Raw genomic sequence first — 16,035 nt, 5'->3', positions numbered from 1 at the left:
GAGGTAATGTTATTGAATAATAAAGAGATTGAAGTAGTTAGTAAACTCCCTACTTCAAAAAGGTATGAATACTTTATAAAGAAAGTAGCTGACTTTGAGGAAGTTTGGGGATTATTCGATGATGGGTGGGCAATCTCAGAAGATGATAATGGAAATCCTCTAATGCCCTTTTGGCCGAAAAAAGCATTTGCAATTTTATGTGCAGTTGATGAATGGAAGAATTATAAAGCAGAACAGATAGAACTTGAGGACTTTATACAGGAATGGTTACCTGGTATGAAGGCAGATGGTATCAAACCTTCAATTTTTTGGAATAATTTAGACTCTGCAATATTAGATATTGATACATTAATCTTAGATTTAGAAGCTGAGTTAAAAAAATATTAATTATTAAAAACCTTGATTGGCTAAATGCCTTTCAAGGTTTCTTTTTGGTTGGTGGGGCTACAAAGAAATTATCAGAAGGCAAAACAAATAAACAAGCTCTTATATGTATCCTGAGAAGGCTTGTGAACATCATTTATGTCATGATAAAGAATAAGACAGCATATATCATGCCTGAACAAGTAAAGATGAATGGATAAAGGTGGCGGTGATATTCATCTGTCACCTTATCTCATGTATAATTTAAGAAAGAACTAAGGGTACGGTTAATAATGTTAAATCTCCAACCCTACAGACAGGTAAAGGATATGATGCAGGTGATGCTCCTGTAAGTATTAAAGGTCCATGGACAATTAATGATTTAAAGCAAGGTTTATTGGGGCATTCTCCAAGAGAACTTAATAAACCAGATTTACATCATGGAGGACAAATGCCAGGTGGAGCAAAGCATGAGATAATTCCTTCGCAACATCGAAATAATTCTGTGCTTCACCAGAATAAATATAATCAAGGTGTTACTCCTGAAATTCGTCAATCAGATAGACAATTGCATTGGTGGTATAGAGCGAGGGAACAAGGTGCTGATGATTTGTTACCTGAATGGATCTACGATAAATAATCCTTTTTGGAGTTGATTTGAATGAACTATAAGGAATTCCTTCTAACTGTTAATGAAGCAAGAAACAAAAGACCAATATGGTTTGGATTAGAGTCAGAACCTAAATGTAATGATAATCATATTGAGAAAGTTGAAAGAGTGTTATCACTCTCCCTGCCCGATGAATATAAGATCTTTGTAAAAGAGCTTGGTGGTGGCTATTTTGCTTTCACAAATATTTTTTCAGTAAATGATATTGGTGATTGGTATATTGTCAACTTAAATAATCAAATTGGTCTTTTGGAAACACATTCTTTTTTAGCTGTTTCCGATACTGAAGCGGGTGATTATTATGGGTTTACGATTGAAAAAGGTGTTTGTAGTTCAAGGGTTATGTTCTATAACCATGAAATTAATAAAGTTGAAGAAACGAAGTATGAAAATTTATATGATTATATTTTAGACGTTGGACTAAATCCAAGATAAAAGTATTGAGTAGAGAGCCTCGGTAAGTTTAAAACTTTCGAGATTCTTTATTTTCTAGGGTTAATAATTAGTTCCTGTTTGAATTAAAAGCAATGATGGTAAGCAAACGTACAAAGTTCGTGGCGATAAACAATGAGTAAACTTGAAAGGGCGTTCTTATTCTACCTTGGCTAAAAAATTATGGTTTGTATTTTTACAAAAGACGGTCGTATGAATCAGTATTACCAAACTGAATGAAAAAGCATTTGAAATTGAAATGTTGGCTCATCTTTTTCTCCCTGCCCTTTAAATTTTTTCGTAACTTTTACAAACATAAACAGATCGCTGATTTCTTTAGAGGCAAATGGAATGGAACAAGTATGAAGACCACGGGTGGGATGATGTATCATCAATATGACGGGATGTCCACGAATTCAACCAGGATGCTGGCCTTATCGATATGCAAGCACGCTTTTATGATGCATCCGTGGGTCGTTTCCTCCAAGAGGATACGTATCAAGGTACAATTGATCAGCCTTTATCTCAACATCGTTATGCGTATGTGATGAACAATCCGATGACGTATTGGGATCCATCCGACGGGAAGAACGGCAGAACCGATCCAACATGATGGGTCGATTCCGCAAGAAGTATTAGATAAAGAAACTTTTATGGAAGAAAGAGGAGCTGGCGTACACCGTGTTGCAGGTTGGGAGTATCACTATCAAAATTATGATACAGATACACGAATGGAACATTACCATGAAAGGACAACCACTAAAGAAAAGATTATTACGTGGGATGAAGTAAGAGAAGAAACATGGTATTATAGGGCAGAACATATCTGGGACAGATGGTGGCCAAGTGGCGATTATACGGAGCAAAGTGGTACGTTTGAAGATCACGAATACCATCGAACGACTCGCACAGGTTACGAAACCATCATCACAGTAGAAGACATGATGGAGGCTAATTTCGAGAAAATCCTAGCTGAAAGTGGTACAGTACCGGGCGAACTCAGGACATTGTTCACGGAGACTACTACTTCGCATAAAAGCTACATGCGAGAAGTGACCAAGCCAGGCGCAATGCAGACACAGGATGTCGTCGGTTCTATACGAGCGGGTTATGGTCATCACGCCATCCCAACCGTTTCGCAACCATCGATACCATCGAAGAATACCAAGGATTCCTCTTCCTCTCTGTTTGGTAAAATGACGTCATGGGTGAAAGAAAAGGTACAAAAAGTCCAGGTCAGTGACATTATCCATGGTTCACTAGATGCAGCAGGACTGGTTCCGGGAATCGGTATTATTGCGGACTCAGCGAATGCCTTATACTATGCGGTAGAGGGAGATTATAAAAATGCAGGGTTATCCGCATTAGCAGCTGTTCCCATCGTAGGATACGTTGGAAATGGGATAAAGTACGGATCGAAAGTAGCGGATATCAGTAAGACCACAAGGAGTAAGGGTACAGAAAAAACTTATCAGACATATACAAAAACTAATCCAAAAACTGGAGAAGTATACACTGGTAGAACAAGTGGTACAGGAACTCCTTTAGAAAATATCGCAAAGCGAGATGCTAATCACCATATGAATAAAGAAGGGTTTGGGCCAGCAATACGTGACAAATCTTCAACAAATAAAGATGCTATCCGTGGAAGAGAACAGCAACTTATTGACCTCAATGGTGGTGCAAAATCGACTCGTGGTACTTCTGGTAATAAAATTAATGGAATATCAGATAGTAACCCTAATAAACAAAAGTATATAGATGCAGCGAATAAGGAGTGGTAAAATGACTAAAAGAAATAGGGTAAAAATCGGTGATGTTTTTGCAATCCCTTTACCAAACAGTAAGTATGCATTTGGAAGAAGATATAGGGATGCGTCTATCGGGATATATAAGCATATCGGGGTAGATGTAGATGATTTACCACAACAGGAAGAATACCAATTTATTGTTGGGGTATATGATGATGTTTTGAAGTCGGGGAAATGGCCAATTGTAGATAATCGACCATTTAATAATGAAGAGGAAGAATGGCCACCCCCTTATTACATTAAAGACCCCATCACTGGGAAATATTCAATTTACCATAAAGGTCAAGACCGTAAATCGACTGAACAAGAGTGTAAGGGATTAGAAGTTGCTGCAGTTTGGGAAGCAGAACATATTATCGATAGGATAATGGGTAGCGATAAGTGGAATAAAAATTAGGATTGAAACCTTGATTGGCTTTATAGCCTTTCGAGGTTTTTTGAACAGAGGAATTAAAATATACTAATTTTGAATCAAAAGCTCATGATGGTTGACTGATATATGAGATTGGTTACAGTGACAATTAAATAAAAGAACCACACTTACTACTCGATTTATATTTGCACACGAGAATGACAAAGATCGTAGTGGTAAAGGCGGAAATACACTGATACATAAGGCAAGTGAACAAAAAAGAGATAAAGAATTTATGAATAGGACAACATGAATGATATTTTCTCTGAAATTCATAACTCATGATGGTTGTACCGTCATGGAGTATCAAGTTAATACTTGGAATAGCTGACAAGAACGAGAAATAGGCGAGATGACATTTTACATGGCAGGGGTAGTTATGACATGGAGTAACTAACAAACTAACGAGATCGTACATGCTCGTGGCGATAAACAATGGGTAACGTGTAAAAGTGTTTTTTATTGACTTTGGCTCATAAATTTTGGGTTGTATTTTAACAAGAGACGGTCGTATAATACTCGCTATTCGTCTAAAAAGCGTTACGAAAATTACAATTTATGTAACGGGAGGGTGAAATGTTGAACGTTGTTGGGTATATACGAGTCTCGATTCAAGGGCAAGCTAGAGATGGATACAGCTTGAAATATCAAGAAGATGAAATTAAAGCATACTGTGAAGAACAGGGTTTTAACTTGATACATATTTTTAGAGACGAAGGAATTAGTGGCGCCAAACTGAATGAAGAAGCATTGGAAATAGATAGGGTGGGCTTACAGGAAATGTTGGCTCACCTTTCTTCTGTCCAAATTAATTATGTGGTAGTGCTCAACACAAGCCGATTATGGCGGTCAGATATTGTGAAGGTGCTGATACAACGAGAGTTGAAAAAATATGGTTGTGACATTAAAAGTATTGAACAACCCTTTTACAGTATCCATAAGAAAGACCCTAACGACTTTTTGGTCAACGGCTTGATGGAATTATTAGACCAATATCAAAGGCTTGAAATTGCTTTAAAACTAACGAAAGGGAGAAATAAAAAGGCAAAGGAAGGTGGATACGCAGGAGGAAGGGCAACATTTGGTTATACAAAACAAAAGGGTGAAAAGGAACTCAAGATACATAACGGTCATGCAGAAGTTGTGAAACGGTTGTTTGAACTTAAACACTTTCATAAGAATTGGTCACTGTCTAGGTTGGCAGAAGCATTGAATGATGAAGGCTATCAAACAACACAAGGTAAAGCATTTACGAAAGTGCAAGTGAAACGCATTTTAGACCGAGAAAGTTTTTATCAAGGAATTTATACATACGGACATATAAAAGCAAAGGCAAACATGAAGCAATAATTTAAAAGGTTACTTAAAAAAGGGACTCATTTTCTTATAAGTTCTTCTGTAAGGTTGAAAATGGATAGGCTTTCGTACCAATGCGCACCGGATGGTGAACGCTCGAACTAAGGTTGCCGGCATTTTCATTTAATTGAATAGGGGATGAGAAAATGCATGAAAAACAGAAATACTTGTATGTAGGTGTTGACTTGCATAAACAGCACCATGTGGCAGTGATTATTAATTGTTGGCAAGAGAAGCTAGGGGAAATAAAGTTTGAAAATAAATCGTCTGCCTTCTCCACGTTTTTACTGGACATTGATAAACTTATAGATGATGGATTGACACCCGTATTTGGTTTAGAAGATGTGGGTGGTTACGGTCGAGCACTGGCACAATATCTAACGGACCATGGACAAGTTGTAAAAGAGGTTAACCCAGCTCTTTCTTATGCTGAACGAAAAAGTCATGTAACCGTACAAAAAAGTGATAGCTGGGATGCGGAATGTGTGGCACGAATATTGTTTAACAAACTCAATCACTTGCCGGATGCAAAACCACATGATTTATATTGGTCGATACAACAATTGGTTACTAGAAGAAATGCATTAGTAAAGGCACAAGGTGCTTTGAAGAACCAACTGCATATTCAATTGAGCCACCATTACCCAAGCTATAAAAAGTTTTTCTCAGAAGTGGATGGAAAAACAGCACTAGCATTTTGGGAAAGGTACCCTTCACCATCTTGCTTAGAAGGTGTGAGTGTACAACAGTTGACCACTTTTTTATTAGAAGTGAGCAACAATACTTGTTCGGTAAAAAAGGCTAATGACATATTGAGGCTAGTGAAAGAAGATGGACATACAGCAAAAGAACATCAAGAAACGCGAGACTTTCTAGTAAGAAGCATCGTTCGAGACATTGCGTTTAAAAAGAAGGAAATGAACTATGTGGAAAGAGAATTAAAAGAGTTAATGAGTTTACTAGACTTTCAACTAGACTCCATGCCAGGTATTGACCTTGTGACAGCTTCCGCTTTAATTGCGGAAATAGGTGACGTTAGACGTTTTCCGAATGCCAACAAATTAGCACGATTCGCGGGGATTGCGCCTGTTTATTTTGGCTCTGGTGGGAAAGGTAAGGAACAAAAAAGCAAACAGGGCAATCGGGCGCTACACGCTTTATTTTACAACTTGGCAGTACAACAAGTACAAGTGGCAAAAGGGAGTAAACTGCCAAGGAACGCAGTATTCCATGCTTACTACCAACGAAAACTGAAAGAAGGCAAAACAAAAGGGCAAGCATTGGTGTGCATTATGAGAAGGCTTGTAAACCTTATTTATGGCATGATGAAGCATAAAACAGCCTATAAATTACCGATAGTGCAAGAAAAAGAAGTAGTTTAATAAGGTTTTAAATGGATGACTTTTTTATTTTTAGCTTTTAAGATTACAACATAGGGTACGGTAAAATCTAAGCCATACTCCAACCCTAAAAACAGACCCAAATATGAAGATGGTCAGGCTGACAAAGTTTGGGAAGATGCTAAAGATATAGATGGGAAAAGTATACGATCCAAACACAGGGGAAGAGTTGTTATGGGATAATAGTAAATCAAGAGCTGGACAATGGGATATGGGACATACGCCTGAAAACAAATATAGTGAATGGCATAAAAAGTATTTAAATGATGAAATAACGAAACAGGAGTTTCTAGATTGGTATAGAAATCCTAAAAATTATAGACCAGAAAGTCCCTCTGCAAACAGAAGTCATAAATATGAATAATAAAGTGGGAGTTGAATAATATGCCAACAGAGAATGCAGATATTTTTACTTTAGCTAAATTTGGTGACCTAGAAAAATTTAAGGACAGTTTTGATATTAAGTTAGTGAATAAAAAAAGTAGTAATGGTTCTGGATTGTTGCATTACGCAATTTCAGGAAATAATTTTGAGATTGCTTCTTTTCTTTTGGACAAAGGGATTGATATTAATATGACAAACGTTGATGGTCAAACAGCATTACATCTTATTTGTGTAAATCAAGATTTAAAAGTTGCAAAAGAGCTGTTACAAAGAGATATAGATATAAACATAAAAGACAAATATGGTAATAATGCATTGTGGACTGCTGTATTTAATTGCAAAGGTAAAAATTATGAAATGGTCGAGTTACTTATGAATTATCAATCAGATATTTCAAATGAAAATAATGCTGGAAGGTCACCTTTAGATTTTGCAAAGCAAGTAGGTAATGAGCGGTTAATAAATATATTGAAAGGGAAATAAAAAATAGTTTACTTTACCTTGATTGGCTAAATGCCTTTCAAGGTTTTTTTACTATAAGAACTTTATGGTGAAAAACAATATGACTTTTGAATCAATAAGTCATGACGGGGTTGTACCATCAAGGAGTATCGTTTTAATACTTGGAGGAACGGAATAAGATCGAGAAAGGTGCGAGATGACAATTTACATGGAGGGGTAGCTATGGCATGGAATTGGTAACAAACTAACGAGAATGACAAAGCTCGTGGCGATAAACAATAGGGTAACGTGAAAGTGTGTTCTGTTGTTGCTTTGGCTTATTAATTTTAAGTTGTATTTTTACTAGAGACGATCGTATAATACGCGCTATTCGTTTAAAAAGCTACAATTAGTGTAATCCTAGCACCCGGATCAGTGACATTATTCATGGTACACTAGATGCAGCAGGACTGGTTCCGGGAATCGGTATTATTGCGGACTCTGCGAATGCCTTGTATTATGCGGTAGAGGGAGATTATAAAAATGCAGGGTTATCCGCATTAGCAGCTGTTCCTGTTGTAGGCTACGTGGGTAACGGGATAAAATACGGATCGAAAGTAGCGGATATCAGTAAGAGCACAAGGAGTAAGGGTATAGATAATTCTAAAGTTGTTTATCCAAGTAAGCCACATATAAATAAAACTGCTGGACATTGGGAAACAATGGTGGATAAAGCAAATGAATTAGCAAAGAGTGATAATATATCTAAAGTTTATTTAAATAAAGGTATTTCAAATGAGATACCAGGGGTAAAACCTAATAGACGACCTGATATTATGGCTGTAAGGAAAGATGGTAAAATAGACCAATATGAAGTGCCAAGTAAAACAGACGATGTTAATGCTTTAATAAACCGAATGCAAGATACTCAGCGATTATTGGGAGATAGAGCAGGTAATATCAATATTCTAAGAATTAAATAAGTAGGTGATTTAATGTCAGAATTTATGACTAGAACGGTTGTTTTATACGGAACAATTAAAAAAGATGGCTTGAATGAATGGCTAGAATTTTATAGAGCAACTAAAAGTATGCTGACTGAATTTGGGTTAGAAGCAAACTATCTAGGGGTAGTAGGGGACTCATTCACTTCGGGAAAGGTAACTAAATTAAAACGAACAGAAAAAAAGTTGATAAATTCATTAAAAAATAACGAAAGTCTTACTTCACTATCTCTTTACACTTTGCCTTCAGACTTTGAAATAGCAGCTTTTGATTATCAAGCATATATAGGAAGAAAAGTTGAAGGAAATCATGGTTATATTATTGCAACATTTCTTAAGGACTCTATAGATAGTAGTCATATGGAAAATCTAGTACAAGAATTAAAAAAATATATTGATTTTATGAGTGGAGAAGTTTTTGATATGTTAAACGTGGAGAGTCCACAGATTTATGTATCAAAGGTAAATGATGAAAGTTCTTTTAAGTCTTTAAGAATTATAAAAAAGTTATAAATGTATTTAAAAACCTTGATTGGCTAAAATGCCTCTCAAGGTTTCTTTTTTTGTGGGGTGGGGCTACACAGTAACGAATAGTTCATTTCTTATACAGAGGATGTGAGTAACCCCTGTAAGCCCTATAGTGACATTATCCATGGATCACTAGATGCAGTAGGACTAGTTCCGGGAATCGGTATTATTGCGGACTCTGCGAATGCCTTATATTATGCGGTAGAGGGAGATTATAAAAATGCAGGGTTATCCGCTTTAGCAGCTGTTCCTGTTGTAGGATACGTTGGCAACGGGATAAAGTACGGATCGAAAGTAGCGGATATCAGTAAGACCACAAGGAGTAAGGGTAAAGATGTACCTTCAGGAGGTGCATATAAGGATGTTCCAAGTAATGGTGGAGAAGTCCATCATATGCCAGCTAATTCTGTTAGTCCGTTAAGTAGAGGTAATGGTCCTGGTGTTAGAATGGAAACCATTGACCATAGACAAACAGCAAGTTGGGGTAACTCAAGAGAAGCAAGAGCATATAGAGCACAGCAAAAATCTTTAATAGAACAAGGGAAATTTAATGAGGCTCAAAATATGGACATTATTGATTTAAGAAATAAGTTTGGGAATAAATATAATGAAGGTATCAGACAAATGTTAGAATATACTAAAAGAACAAAATAATCTAGGGATGGTGTAAAAAATTGAATGAACTTATAATAACTCCTAATAAGGGAGTAGGTCCAATAAGTTTTGGTATGACAAGAGATGAGGTTAGAAATGTTTTAGGAGGAAATGTAGTAGAATTTAAAAAAACGCCTATGTCAGATACTTTTACAGATGCATTTAATGACTATGGAATACACATATATTACGATAGTAACGATACGTGTGAAGCAATTGAAATGGCACTACCAGCAGACCCTGAATTTTCACATAAACACATGATTGGAAGACCCTTTAGAGAACTGAAGTCAACTATTATTTCACAAGATAGTGATGTTGAATTGGATGAAACAGGCTTATTATCTTTCAAACTAGGTATTGGACTTTTTGTTCCTGAACTTGAGGACTCTGAAGATAGTCTTGTTGAAAGTGTAATTGTTTTTAGAGAGGGCTATTACGAATAATAGTGGAGGACAGTAGGTTTTAACCTGCTGTCTTTTTTATATGTTTATTATTAACTTTAACTTTAAGCAAATGGCTTACTAACCCCTTATGTACTTTTGGGGGGAGTGCCGAATAAAACGCTTGTTACTTAAAATATAGACATAACGCTCGTAAGCCCTATATGATGTTTTATCGAATAATATAGTGCGTACAACAACTGTAAATAGTATGCCCCATTTAATGTAATGTACCTTCTGAAAGTAATTACAAAATCATCAGTTACCATCATTTCTATTCTCCAACAGGCTACCTTCGCTTTCTCCCTGCCTTTTAAATTTTTTCGCAGCTTTTACGTACATAGAACGATGACTATGACGAGAGGACTACTCCACCTCGATTAACTCCTGAATGTCGATGTCTAACGCTTTGCATACCGTTTCTAATGTCGATAAATAAACTCTGTCCACGTTGTCTGAACACAAATGGCTTATTGTATTTGGTCGTAGCCCTGTCATTCGTGCCAATTCACGTTGTGAAAGGTCACGTTCTTTAAGAATTTGCTTTAGTTTGATTGATATTGGCATGATAGTTCCCTTCCTCTTTTCATTGTTACTTTTACGATACACAATAAAATTGTATCGGTAAAGGGGTTGGATGTATCGTTAAAGCCATGATCCAAGCATGAAGACCACAGGTGGTATGATGTACCATCAATATGGTGGCATGTCCACGGTGAGCGAATTAACGGATCGTCATGGAGACGTCATTGAGCGCTACCGCTATGATGCCTTCGGTGGTATCATGTCCGGAATTACTGCTCCGTATAATCTCAGTAGTTATACCGGACATCAATTCGACCAGGATGCCGGTCTTATCGATATGCAAGCACGCTTTTATGATGCATCTGTTGTTCGATTTCTCCAAGAGGATACGTATCAAGGTACGGTGGACCAGCCTTTATCTCAACATCGTTATGCGTATGTGATGAACAATCCGATGAAGTATTGGGATCCGACGGGAAGAACAGCAGAGACCATTTCGCATGATGGCGATATTCCGCAAGAAGTATTGGATGGTACATCTAGTTTTAGAGAAGAAAGATTCTTAAATCGATATACACAAGTATGGGAATATCGATTGCAAGACTACGTATCAAATAAGAATACGGAAAATTATCAAGAAGTAACGACTAGTAAAGAAAAAAGAATTACCTGGGATGAAGTGATATCGGATTCATGGTATTATGAAGCCGAGTACCTATGGACCGAAACACCAGACGGTATACTGGATAATGATGAAGCCTTTGAAAATCATGAATACCATCGAACGACTCGCAACGGTTATGAAACCATCATCACAGCAGAAGACATGATGGAGGCTAATTTCGAGAAAATCTTAGCGGAAAGTGGTACGGTACCGGGCGAACGCAGGACCTTGTTCACGGAGACTACTACTTCGCATAAGAGTTACATGCGAGAAGTGACCAAGCCAGGCGCAATGCAGACACAGGATGTTGTTGGTTCTATACGAGAGGGTTATGGTCATCACGCCATCCCAACCGCTTCGCAACCATCTATACCATCGAAGAATACCAAGGATTCATCTCCCTCTCTGTTTGGTAAAATGACGTCATGGGTGAAAGAAAAGGTACAAAAAGTCCAGGTCAGTGACATTATCCATGGATCACTAGATGCAGCAGGACTGGTTCCGGGAATCGGTATTATTGCGGACTCAGCGAATGCCTTATACTATGCGGTAGAGGGAGACTATAAAAATGCAGGGTTATCCGCATTAGCAGCCGTTCCTGTTGTAGGCTACGTTGGAAACGGGATAAAGTACGGATCGAAAGTAGCGGATATCAGTAAGACCACAAGGAGCATTCCGAATCAAACTTCTTCTGTCCGACCTATAAATCGTCAAGGTCCAATAGCAGGGGATAATGTTGGCGTTAATTTAAGCTCTAAGGGTAAGGATAAAGTTGATGATTTTGCTAAGGAACCTTTCTTACCAGATGAGGCATATGGAAAAAATCTTCCTAAGTTTGTTGAACCAGGAACTAAGAGTCTCAACAAGTATGATGAATTAGGTAACCTTAAACAAACTAAGTATTATGATGGTTATGGTAGAGAAAAAGGTTGGGTTGACTTTACAGACCATGGGTATCCTTCAAACCATAGTGTTCCACATTGGCATGAAGTTCAATGGAATGAAAGATATCCAATAGGTGGATACAAGATTGACCACCGTATGGATACTAACATACCGTTCAAGTAAAGAGGTGTAATTATGATTAAATTTCAATATTCTGATGGTAATAACAACAGCAATTTTATCAAGGGATTAATTAATGTTATATCAAAAGAACAAAACAATATATATTGGGGGGTAGGAGATTTAGATATTATTCCAAGATTTTCAGGAGACTATCCAGGTTCTGGCACCCATAAAAATCAAGAAATTGCATGGAATTTCGGGGAGAAAGTTGAAAGTGAAAAAATAGTATTTTTAGAGGGAACAACTCTTTGTGAAGTTCTGGACGATACTCAAACAATTAGGAGAGGGGTATTTGTTTGCTTTTTCAATAATTCCCCCTATGATTATAACTTTCGTCCAAAGGTGGAAGTTAAAGAAGTTAATACCATACAACATTCCTTATCGTATTTAGAAATAAGAATTTTAGATGGTGACATGTTTTTCATCCTAACCAAAGATAGTAAGATGAATAGTAAATTAGAAAATGAATTCTCCGAATTTCTTCTTGATTAATCAATACCAAAAAACCTTGATTGGCTAATTGCCTTTCAAGGTTTCTTTTTTTGGTGGGGCTACCTAGTGCAGAGTAAACCGATTTTTATTAAGAGAATAAGGGTGATCATCGTAAGCCCTATAAGATGTTTTTACAAACTATATAGACGTACAATACCTTTGAAACGTATGACCTATTTAATGTATTTTACCTCATGAAATTACTCATAAAATCATCAGTTACCACCATTTCTATTCTCAAATAAAATACCTTCGCTTTCTCCCTGCCTTTCAAATTTTTTTGCAACTTTGACGTACATAGAACGATTACTAGAGCAAGAGGCTACTCCACCTCGATTAACTCCTGAATGTCGATGTCCACCACTTTGCATACCATTTCTAATGTTGATGATAGATATATTCTGTCTACGTTGTTTGAACATAGATGATTGATTGTATTCGGATGGCTATGATGCTTTAGACCGTACAGTAACCCGATAAAGTGGTATGTGGCAATCATTAGATGATTCATTAGGAAACCAGCATCCAGGCAAAAGAATCGGTTTAGAGAAAAAAGCATACCCTGGACAAGGAAAAGGAAATAAGTCTAATAAAAATCCAGGCAAGGACAAAGGACCAAAGTGAGATGAGCACCCAGGTCAATAGAATCCGTTCAGTGGCATGAAATTGATTCGATTGTAGAAGAAGGCGGACTACTAATCGATGTACGTGATCCAATCGAAAGAGAATCGGGATTCATTAAAGGATCGATAAATATACCATTAGCAGTTATTCGAGATCGCTTGGATGAAATTCCAAAAGAAAAAACGGTTTATGTAACATGTCAAGTCGGTTTACGTGGATATCTTGCAACTCGAATTCTAACTGCGAATGGATACAAAGTGAAGAATATTGACGGTGGCTGGAAAACATATTCAGCAGTTTTTCAACCATAAAAAACAAGCTCTCCTTTTCATTAAAAAGAGGGCTTGTTTTTTGAAACATAATTTACAGTTGACAATATACCCGGCAGGGTATAATATAGAGTGTGTGAGATCGAAATATTTATTTCAAAGGAAAGGCAAAAGAGGGGTAGGACCCGCTTTTTATTAATAATAATACCTGTACGGGTAAAAACATAGGAGGATTAATATGTCAGAGAAGAAAAAAACAACAATAGTATTATTTAGTGGTGATTACGATAAAGCGATGGCAGCATATATAATTGCAAATGGTGCAGCTGCTTATGATCATGAAGTAACGATTTTCCATACATTTTGGGGATTAAATGCGTTACGAAAAGATGAAAATATCCAAGTGAAAAAAGGTTTTATGGAAAAAATGTTTGGAAAAATGATGCCGAGAGGCGCAAATAAAATGGGCTTATCAAAAATGAATTATGCAGGATTTGGTCCTAAAATGATCAAAGATGTTATGAAAAAACATAACGCAATTCCGTTACCGAATTTAATTGAAATGGCACAAGAACAAGATGTAAAACTAGTAGCTTGCACAATGACGATGGATTTATTAGGGCTGCAAAAAGAAGAATTATTAAACGATATCGATTATGCAGGTGTTGCAGCATACCTTGGTGATGCAGAAGATGGTAATGTTAACTTGTTTATCTAAATAATGAACGATTAGTTGGGGGACGATAAAATGGAATACGTAAACTATATTTTATATGCTTTAGTAATTTTCTTGATCGTAAAACGTTTTATGCCAGTTAAAGGGATCAAAAATATCTCGACAGCTGAACTAAAAACAGAACTAAAAGTCAAAAATAAGCAATTTGTAGACGTCAGAACTCCAGCTGAATTTCAAAGGAATAAGATAAAATGCTTTAAAAACATACCACTTCATACGATTGCGAAAAGTGCCACAGACCAACTTTCAACAGATAAAGAGATAGTGGTCATTTGTCAAAATGGAATGCGAAGTCAAAAAGCTTCTAAGATTCTAAAAAAACTAGGCTTCACCAATGTCACAAACGTTAAAGGTGGTATGAGTGCCTGGAGATAAACAGGGTAACGGAGTTATTTACAATGAAATATTAAAGAGGAGTTGGATAAATATGAAAGAGATATCAACAAAAGAACTACAGAATTTAATTGAAGCAAATAACGAGTTGAATATTATCGATGTTCGCGAGGTTGATGAAGTAGCAACTGGGAAAATAAAAGGAGCAGTAAACATCCCACTAGGCTTACTTGAATTTCGTAAGCAGGAATTAAATAAATCAGAAGAATACATTATGGTTTGCCGTTCTGGAGGCAGAAGTGGCCAAGCAACAAAATATTTAGAAAGCCAAGGCTTTAACGTCACGAATATGACTGGCGGTATGTTGTCGTGGGAAGGCGAAGTTGAATAATTTTTTTGTTCGTTAAAATACCCCTATCGGTAAAAAGTGAATAAAATGAAGCATTAAAATGTTGAAATAAGAAAAACTAAAAAGGGAGGGAAATAGATGGATATTGGTTTTATTATTATTATATTTTTGATTGGTTTTGTTGGCTCGTTTATCTCGGGAATGCTTGGTATTGGCGGATCGATTATCAAATATCCAATGCTTTTATATATCCCACCATTATTCGGATTAGCCGCATTTACAGCACATGAGGTCTCGGGAATAAGTGCTGTTCAAGTTTTATTTGCAACAATTGGTGGTGTATGGGCCTATCGAAAAGGTGGTTATTTAAATAAATCGCTGATTATCTATATGGGTATCAGTATTCTTATCGGTAGTTTTATTGGTGGTTTTGGATCTAAATTATTATCAGAGGGTGGAATAAATCTAACCTACGGGATTCTTGCATTAATAGCTGCTGTTATGATGTTTGTTCCAAAAAAGGGAATTGATGATATTCCGTTAGATCAGGTGAAGTTTAACAAAACGTTGGCAGCATCTTTAGCTTTAATTGTCGGCGTTGGAGCAGGAATTGTTGGAGCAGCTGGTGCGTTTTTATTAGTTCCGATTATGCTTGTCGTTTTAAAAATTCCTACACGTATGACGATAGCTTCATCTTTAGCAATAACCTTTATATCCTCAATTGGAGCAACGATTGGAAAAGTTACAACAGGTCAAGTTGAGTATTTTCCAGCTGCAATCATGATTCTAGCTAGTTTAATTGCCTCCCCATTAGGTGCAAATGCTGGTAAGAAAGTGAACACCAAACTATTACAAGTTATACTAGCTGTGCTAATAGCCGGAACTGCCATTAAGATATGGATTGATATATTTTAAGTTGTCTATACTCGAAAAACGATAAAGGTCACATACCTTTATCGTTTTTTATTTACTTTCATCAAACTTTAACATTACTTTTGTATTCTGTTAAGGAAGGTTAAGTTGAATTTTTTAAACCAATGAATCAGCAAATAATTATTTCAGAAAGAGGGTTGAACA

General features: G+C 36.6%; 21 protein-coding genes and 4 pseudogenes. 23 read left to right on the top strand and 2 right to left on the bottom strand.

Translation table 11 applies throughout. The annotated features are described in order from the left end of the window. Window positions 1–6 precede the first annotated feature (6 nt). The 15 genes and pseudogenes from BUC25_RS03655 (at window position 7) to BUC25_RS03590 (ending at window position 9,901) form a co-directional block, all read left to right on the top strand. Window positions 7–387 (top strand): DUF2750 domain-containing protein, encoded by a 381-nt coding sequence (locus BUC25_RS03655; RefSeq protein WP_073199738.1) that lies wholly within the window; start codon window positions 7–9, stop codon window positions 385–387. Window positions 388–449: 62 nt separating this feature from the next. Continuing rightward, window positions 450–584 (top strand): annotated as a pseudogene (locus BUC25_RS19825) (IS110 family transposase); the annotation flags it as partial. Between the two features lie 230 nt (window positions 585–814). Next, window positions 815–1,003: a hypothetical protein gene (locus BUC25_RS19485; RefSeq protein WP_211619543.1), complete on the top strand. Its 189-nt coding sequence runs from the start codon at window positions 815–817 to the stop codon at window positions 1,001–1,003. Between the two features lie 21 nt (window positions 1,004–1,024). Then, the gene (locus BUC25_RS03645; RefSeq protein ID WP_073199735.1) at window positions 1,025–1,468 is read left to right on the top strand and encodes an SMI1/KNR4 family protein; all 444 of its coding nucleotides are present in this window, start codon (window positions 1,025–1,027) and stop codon (window positions 1,466–1,468) included. 421 nt (window positions 1,469–1,889) lie between these two features. After that, a pseudogene (locus BUC25_RS03640) lies at window positions 1,890–2,078 on the top strand (RHS repeat-associated core domain-containing protein); the annotation flags it as partial. 40 nt (window positions 2,079–2,118) lie between these two features. Then, complete coding sequence (locus BUC25_RS19480; protein ID WP_211619541.1) at window positions 2,119–3,249, top strand: hypothetical protein; 1,131 nt, start codon at window positions 2,119–2,121, stop codon at window positions 3,247–3,249. Between the two features lies 1 nt (window position 3,250). Beyond that, entirely contained in the window at window positions 3,251–3,673 is a 423-nt protein-coding gene (locus tag BUC25_RS03630; RefSeq protein WP_073199733.1) for an Imm26 family immunity protein, read from the top strand. A gap of 594 nt (window positions 3,674–4,267) precedes the next feature. Then, a pseudogene (locus BUC25_RS03625) lies at window positions 4,268–5,043 on the top strand (recombinase family protein). A 147-nt stretch (window positions 5,044–5,190) separates the two neighbouring features. After that, complete coding sequence (locus tag BUC25_RS03620) at window positions 5,191–6,426, top strand: IS110 family RNA-guided transposase (RefSeq protein WP_073199731.1); 1,236 nt, start codon at window positions 5,191–5,193, stop codon at window positions 6,424–6,426. A gap of 151 nt (window positions 6,427–6,577) precedes the next feature. Then, window positions 6,578–6,808 carry an HNH/ENDO VII family nuclease gene (locus BUC25_RS03615; protein ID WP_244535116.1) on the top strand — a complete coding sequence of 77 codons (231 nt, stop codon included), beginning with the start codon at window positions 6,578–6,580 and terminating at the stop codon, window positions 6,806–6,808. Between the two features lie 20 nt (window positions 6,809–6,828). After that, window positions 6,829–7,311: an ankyrin repeat domain-containing protein gene (locus tag BUC25_RS03610; RefSeq protein WP_073199729.1), complete on the top strand. Its 483-nt coding sequence runs from the start codon at window positions 6,829–6,831 to the stop codon at window positions 7,309–7,311. 470 nt (window positions 7,312–7,781) lie between these two features. Then, entirely contained in the window at window positions 7,782–8,252 is a 471-nt protein-coding gene (locus BUC25_RS03605; protein ID WP_073199727.1) for a hypothetical protein, read from the top strand. 12 nt (window positions 8,253–8,264) lie between these two features. After that, entirely contained in the window at window positions 8,265–8,786 is a 522-nt protein-coding gene (locus BUC25_RS03600; protein WP_073199725.1) for a hypothetical protein, read from the top strand. A gap of 102 nt (window positions 8,787–8,888) precedes the next feature. After that, a complete protein-coding gene (locus BUC25_RS03595; RefSeq protein WP_073199723.1) occupies window positions 8,889–9,455 on the top strand; it encodes a hypothetical protein in 567 nt (188 codons plus the stop codon). A gap of 20 nt (window positions 9,456–9,475) precedes the next feature. Beyond that, complete coding sequence (locus BUC25_RS03590; RefSeq protein ID WP_084543344.1) at window positions 9,476–9,901, top strand: hypothetical protein; 426 nt, start codon at window positions 9,476–9,478, stop codon at window positions 9,899–9,901. A gap of 363 nt (window positions 9,902–10,264) precedes the next feature. Here BUC25_RS03590 and BUC25_RS03585 read toward each other — a convergent pair whose 3' ends face one another. Beyond that, a complete protein-coding gene (locus BUC25_RS03585) occupies window positions 10,265–10,465 on the bottom strand; it encodes a helix-turn-helix domain-containing protein (RefSeq protein ID WP_073199721.1) in 201 nt (66 codons plus the stop codon). A 115-nt stretch (window positions 10,466–10,580) separates the two neighbouring features. Between BUC25_RS03585 and BUC25_RS03580 the strand changes: the two genes are divergently transcribed. Together BUC25_RS03580 and BUC25_RS03575 are read left to right on the top strand one after the other, a co-directional pair. Further along, window positions 10,581–12,155, top strand: a complete 1,575-nt coding sequence (locus tag BUC25_RS03580) for an RHS repeat-associated core domain-containing protein (protein ID WP_170862633.1) — start codon at window positions 10,581–10,583, stop codon at window positions 12,153–12,155. 12 nt (window positions 12,156–12,167) lie between these two features. Further along, on the top strand, window positions 12,168–12,647 hold the full coding sequence (locus BUC25_RS03575) for a hypothetical protein (protein WP_073199717.1): 480 nt from the start codon (window positions 12,168–12,170) through the stop codon (window positions 12,645–12,647). Between the two features lie 322 nt (window positions 12,648–12,969). Here BUC25_RS03575 and BUC25_RS03570 read toward each other — a convergent pair whose 3' ends face one another. Beyond that, a complete protein-coding gene (locus BUC25_RS03570) occupies window positions 12,970–13,146 on the bottom strand; it encodes a helix-turn-helix domain-containing protein (RefSeq protein ID WP_244535138.1) in 177 nt (58 codons plus the stop codon). Between BUC25_RS03570 and BUC25_RS19265 the strand changes: the two genes are divergently transcribed. From BUC25_RS19265 to BUC25_RS03545, 6 genes and pseudogenes are all read left to right on the top strand, one after another. After that, complete coding sequence (locus BUC25_RS19265) at window positions 13,134–13,271, top strand: hypothetical protein (protein ID WP_170862613.1); 138 nt, start codon at window positions 13,134–13,136, stop codon at window positions 13,269–13,271. The two genes, BUC25_RS03570 and BUC25_RS19265, sit on opposite strands and share 13 nt — an antisense overlap. A 17-nt stretch (window positions 13,272–13,288) precedes the next feature. Continuing rightward, a pseudogene (locus BUC25_RS03565) lies at window positions 13,289–13,582 on the top strand (rhodanese-like domain-containing protein); the annotation flags it as partial. 196 nt (window positions 13,583–13,778) lie between these two features. Beyond that, window positions 13,779–14,258, top strand: coding sequence for a DsrE/DsrF/DrsH-like family protein (locus BUC25_RS03560; protein ID WP_058308798.1), 480 nt, complete (start codon window positions 13,779–13,781; stop codon window positions 14,256–14,258). 30 nt (window positions 14,259–14,288) lie between these two features. Then, on the top strand, window positions 14,289–14,651 hold the full coding sequence (locus tag BUC25_RS03555; protein WP_073199713.1) for a rhodanese-like domain-containing protein: 363 nt from the start codon (window positions 14,289–14,291) through the stop codon (window positions 14,649–14,651). Window positions 14,652–14,703: 52 nt separating this feature from the next. After that, the gene (locus BUC25_RS03550) at window positions 14,704–15,000 is read left to right on the top strand and encodes a rhodanese-like domain-containing protein (RefSeq protein WP_073199711.1); all 297 of its coding nucleotides are present in this window, start codon (window positions 14,704–14,706) and stop codon (window positions 14,998–15,000) included. A 96-nt stretch (window positions 15,001–15,096) separates the two neighbouring features. Next, on the top strand, window positions 15,097–15,873 hold the full coding sequence (locus BUC25_RS03545) for a sulfite exporter TauE/SafE family protein (protein WP_073199709.1): 777 nt from the start codon (window positions 15,097–15,099) through the stop codon (window positions 15,871–15,873). Window positions 15,874–16,035: the final 162 nt, after the last annotated feature.

The sequence above is a fragment of the Gracilibacillus kekensis genome, assembly GCF_900143085.1.
In the GTDB taxonomy this organism is placed as follows: Bacteria; Bacillota; Bacilli; order Bacillales; family Amphibacillaceae; genus Gracilibacillus; species Gracilibacillus kekensis.
Note: the sequence above shows the minus strand (reverse complement) of the source record. Positions and strands in the feature narration are given on the sequence as shown.

What these genes read in the sequence shown, in the direction of transcription:
- BUC25_RS03655 (WP_073199738.1), top strand. Translation starts at nt 7, where the DNA reads ATGTTATTGAATAATAAAGAGATTGAAGTAGTTAGTAAACTCCCTACT.
- BUC25_RS19485 (WP_211619543.1), top strand. Translation starts at nt 815, where the DNA reads ATGCCAGGTGGAGCAAAGCATGAGATAATTCCTTCGCAACATCGAAAT.
- BUC25_RS03645 (WP_073199735.1), top strand. Translation starts at nt 1,025, where the DNA reads ATGAACTATAAGGAATTCCTTCTAACTGTTAATGAAGCAAGAAACAAA.
- BUC25_RS19480 (WP_211619541.1), top strand. Translation starts at nt 2,119, where the DNA reads ATGGAAGAAAGAGGAGCTGGCGTACACCGTGTTGCAGGTTGGGAGTAT.
- BUC25_RS03630 (WP_073199733.1), top strand. Translation starts at nt 3,251, where the DNA reads ATGACTAAAAGAAATAGGGTAAAAATCGGTGATGTTTTTGCAATCCCT.
- BUC25_RS03620 (WP_073199731.1), top strand. Translation starts at nt 5,191, where the DNA reads ATGCATGAAAAACAGAAATACTTGTATGTAGGTGTTGACTTGCATAAA.
- BUC25_RS03615 (WP_244535116.1), top strand. Translation starts at nt 6,578, where the DNA reads ATGGGAAAAGTATACGATCCAAACACAGGGGAAGAGTTGTTATGGGAT.
- BUC25_RS03610 (WP_073199729.1), top strand. Translation starts at nt 6,829, where the DNA reads ATGCCAACAGAGAATGCAGATATTTTTACTTTAGCTAAATTTGGTGAC.
- BUC25_RS03600 (WP_073199725.1), top strand. Translation starts at nt 8,265, where the DNA reads ATGTCAGAATTTATGACTAGAACGGTTGTTTTATACGGAACAATTAAA.
- BUC25_RS03585 (WP_073199721.1), bottom strand. Translation starts at nt 10,465, where the DNA reads ATGCCAATATCAATCAAACTAAAGCAAATTCTTAAAGAACGTGACCTT.
- BUC25_RS03580 (WP_170862633.1), top strand. Translation starts at nt 10,581, where the DNA reads ATGATGTACCATCAATATGGTGGCATGTCCACGGTGAGCGAATTAACG.
- BUC25_RS03575 (WP_073199717.1), top strand. Translation starts at nt 12,168, where the DNA reads ATGATTAAATTTCAATATTCTGATGGTAATAACAACAGCAATTTTATC.
- BUC25_RS19265 (WP_170862613.1), top strand. Translation starts at nt 13,134, where the DNA reads ATGTGGCAATCATTAGATGATTCATTAGGAAACCAGCATCCAGGCAAA.
- BUC25_RS03570 (WP_244535138.1), bottom strand. Translation starts at nt 13,146, where the DNA reads ATGATTGCCACATACCACTTTATCGGGTTACTGTACGGTCTAAAGCAT.
- BUC25_RS03560 (WP_058308798.1), top strand. Translation starts at nt 13,779, where the DNA reads ATGTCAGAGAAGAAAAAAACAACAATAGTATTATTTAGTGGTGATTAC.
- BUC25_RS03555 (WP_073199713.1), top strand. Translation starts at nt 14,289, where the DNA reads ATGGAATACGTAAACTATATTTTATATGCTTTAGTAATTTTCTTGATC.
- BUC25_RS03550 (WP_073199711.1), top strand. Translation starts at nt 14,704, where the DNA reads ATGAAAGAGATATCAACAAAAGAACTACAGAATTTAATTGAAGCAAAT.
- BUC25_RS03545 (WP_073199709.1), top strand. Translation starts at nt 15,097, where the DNA reads ATGGATATTGGTTTTATTATTATTATATTTTTGATTGGTTTTGTTGGC.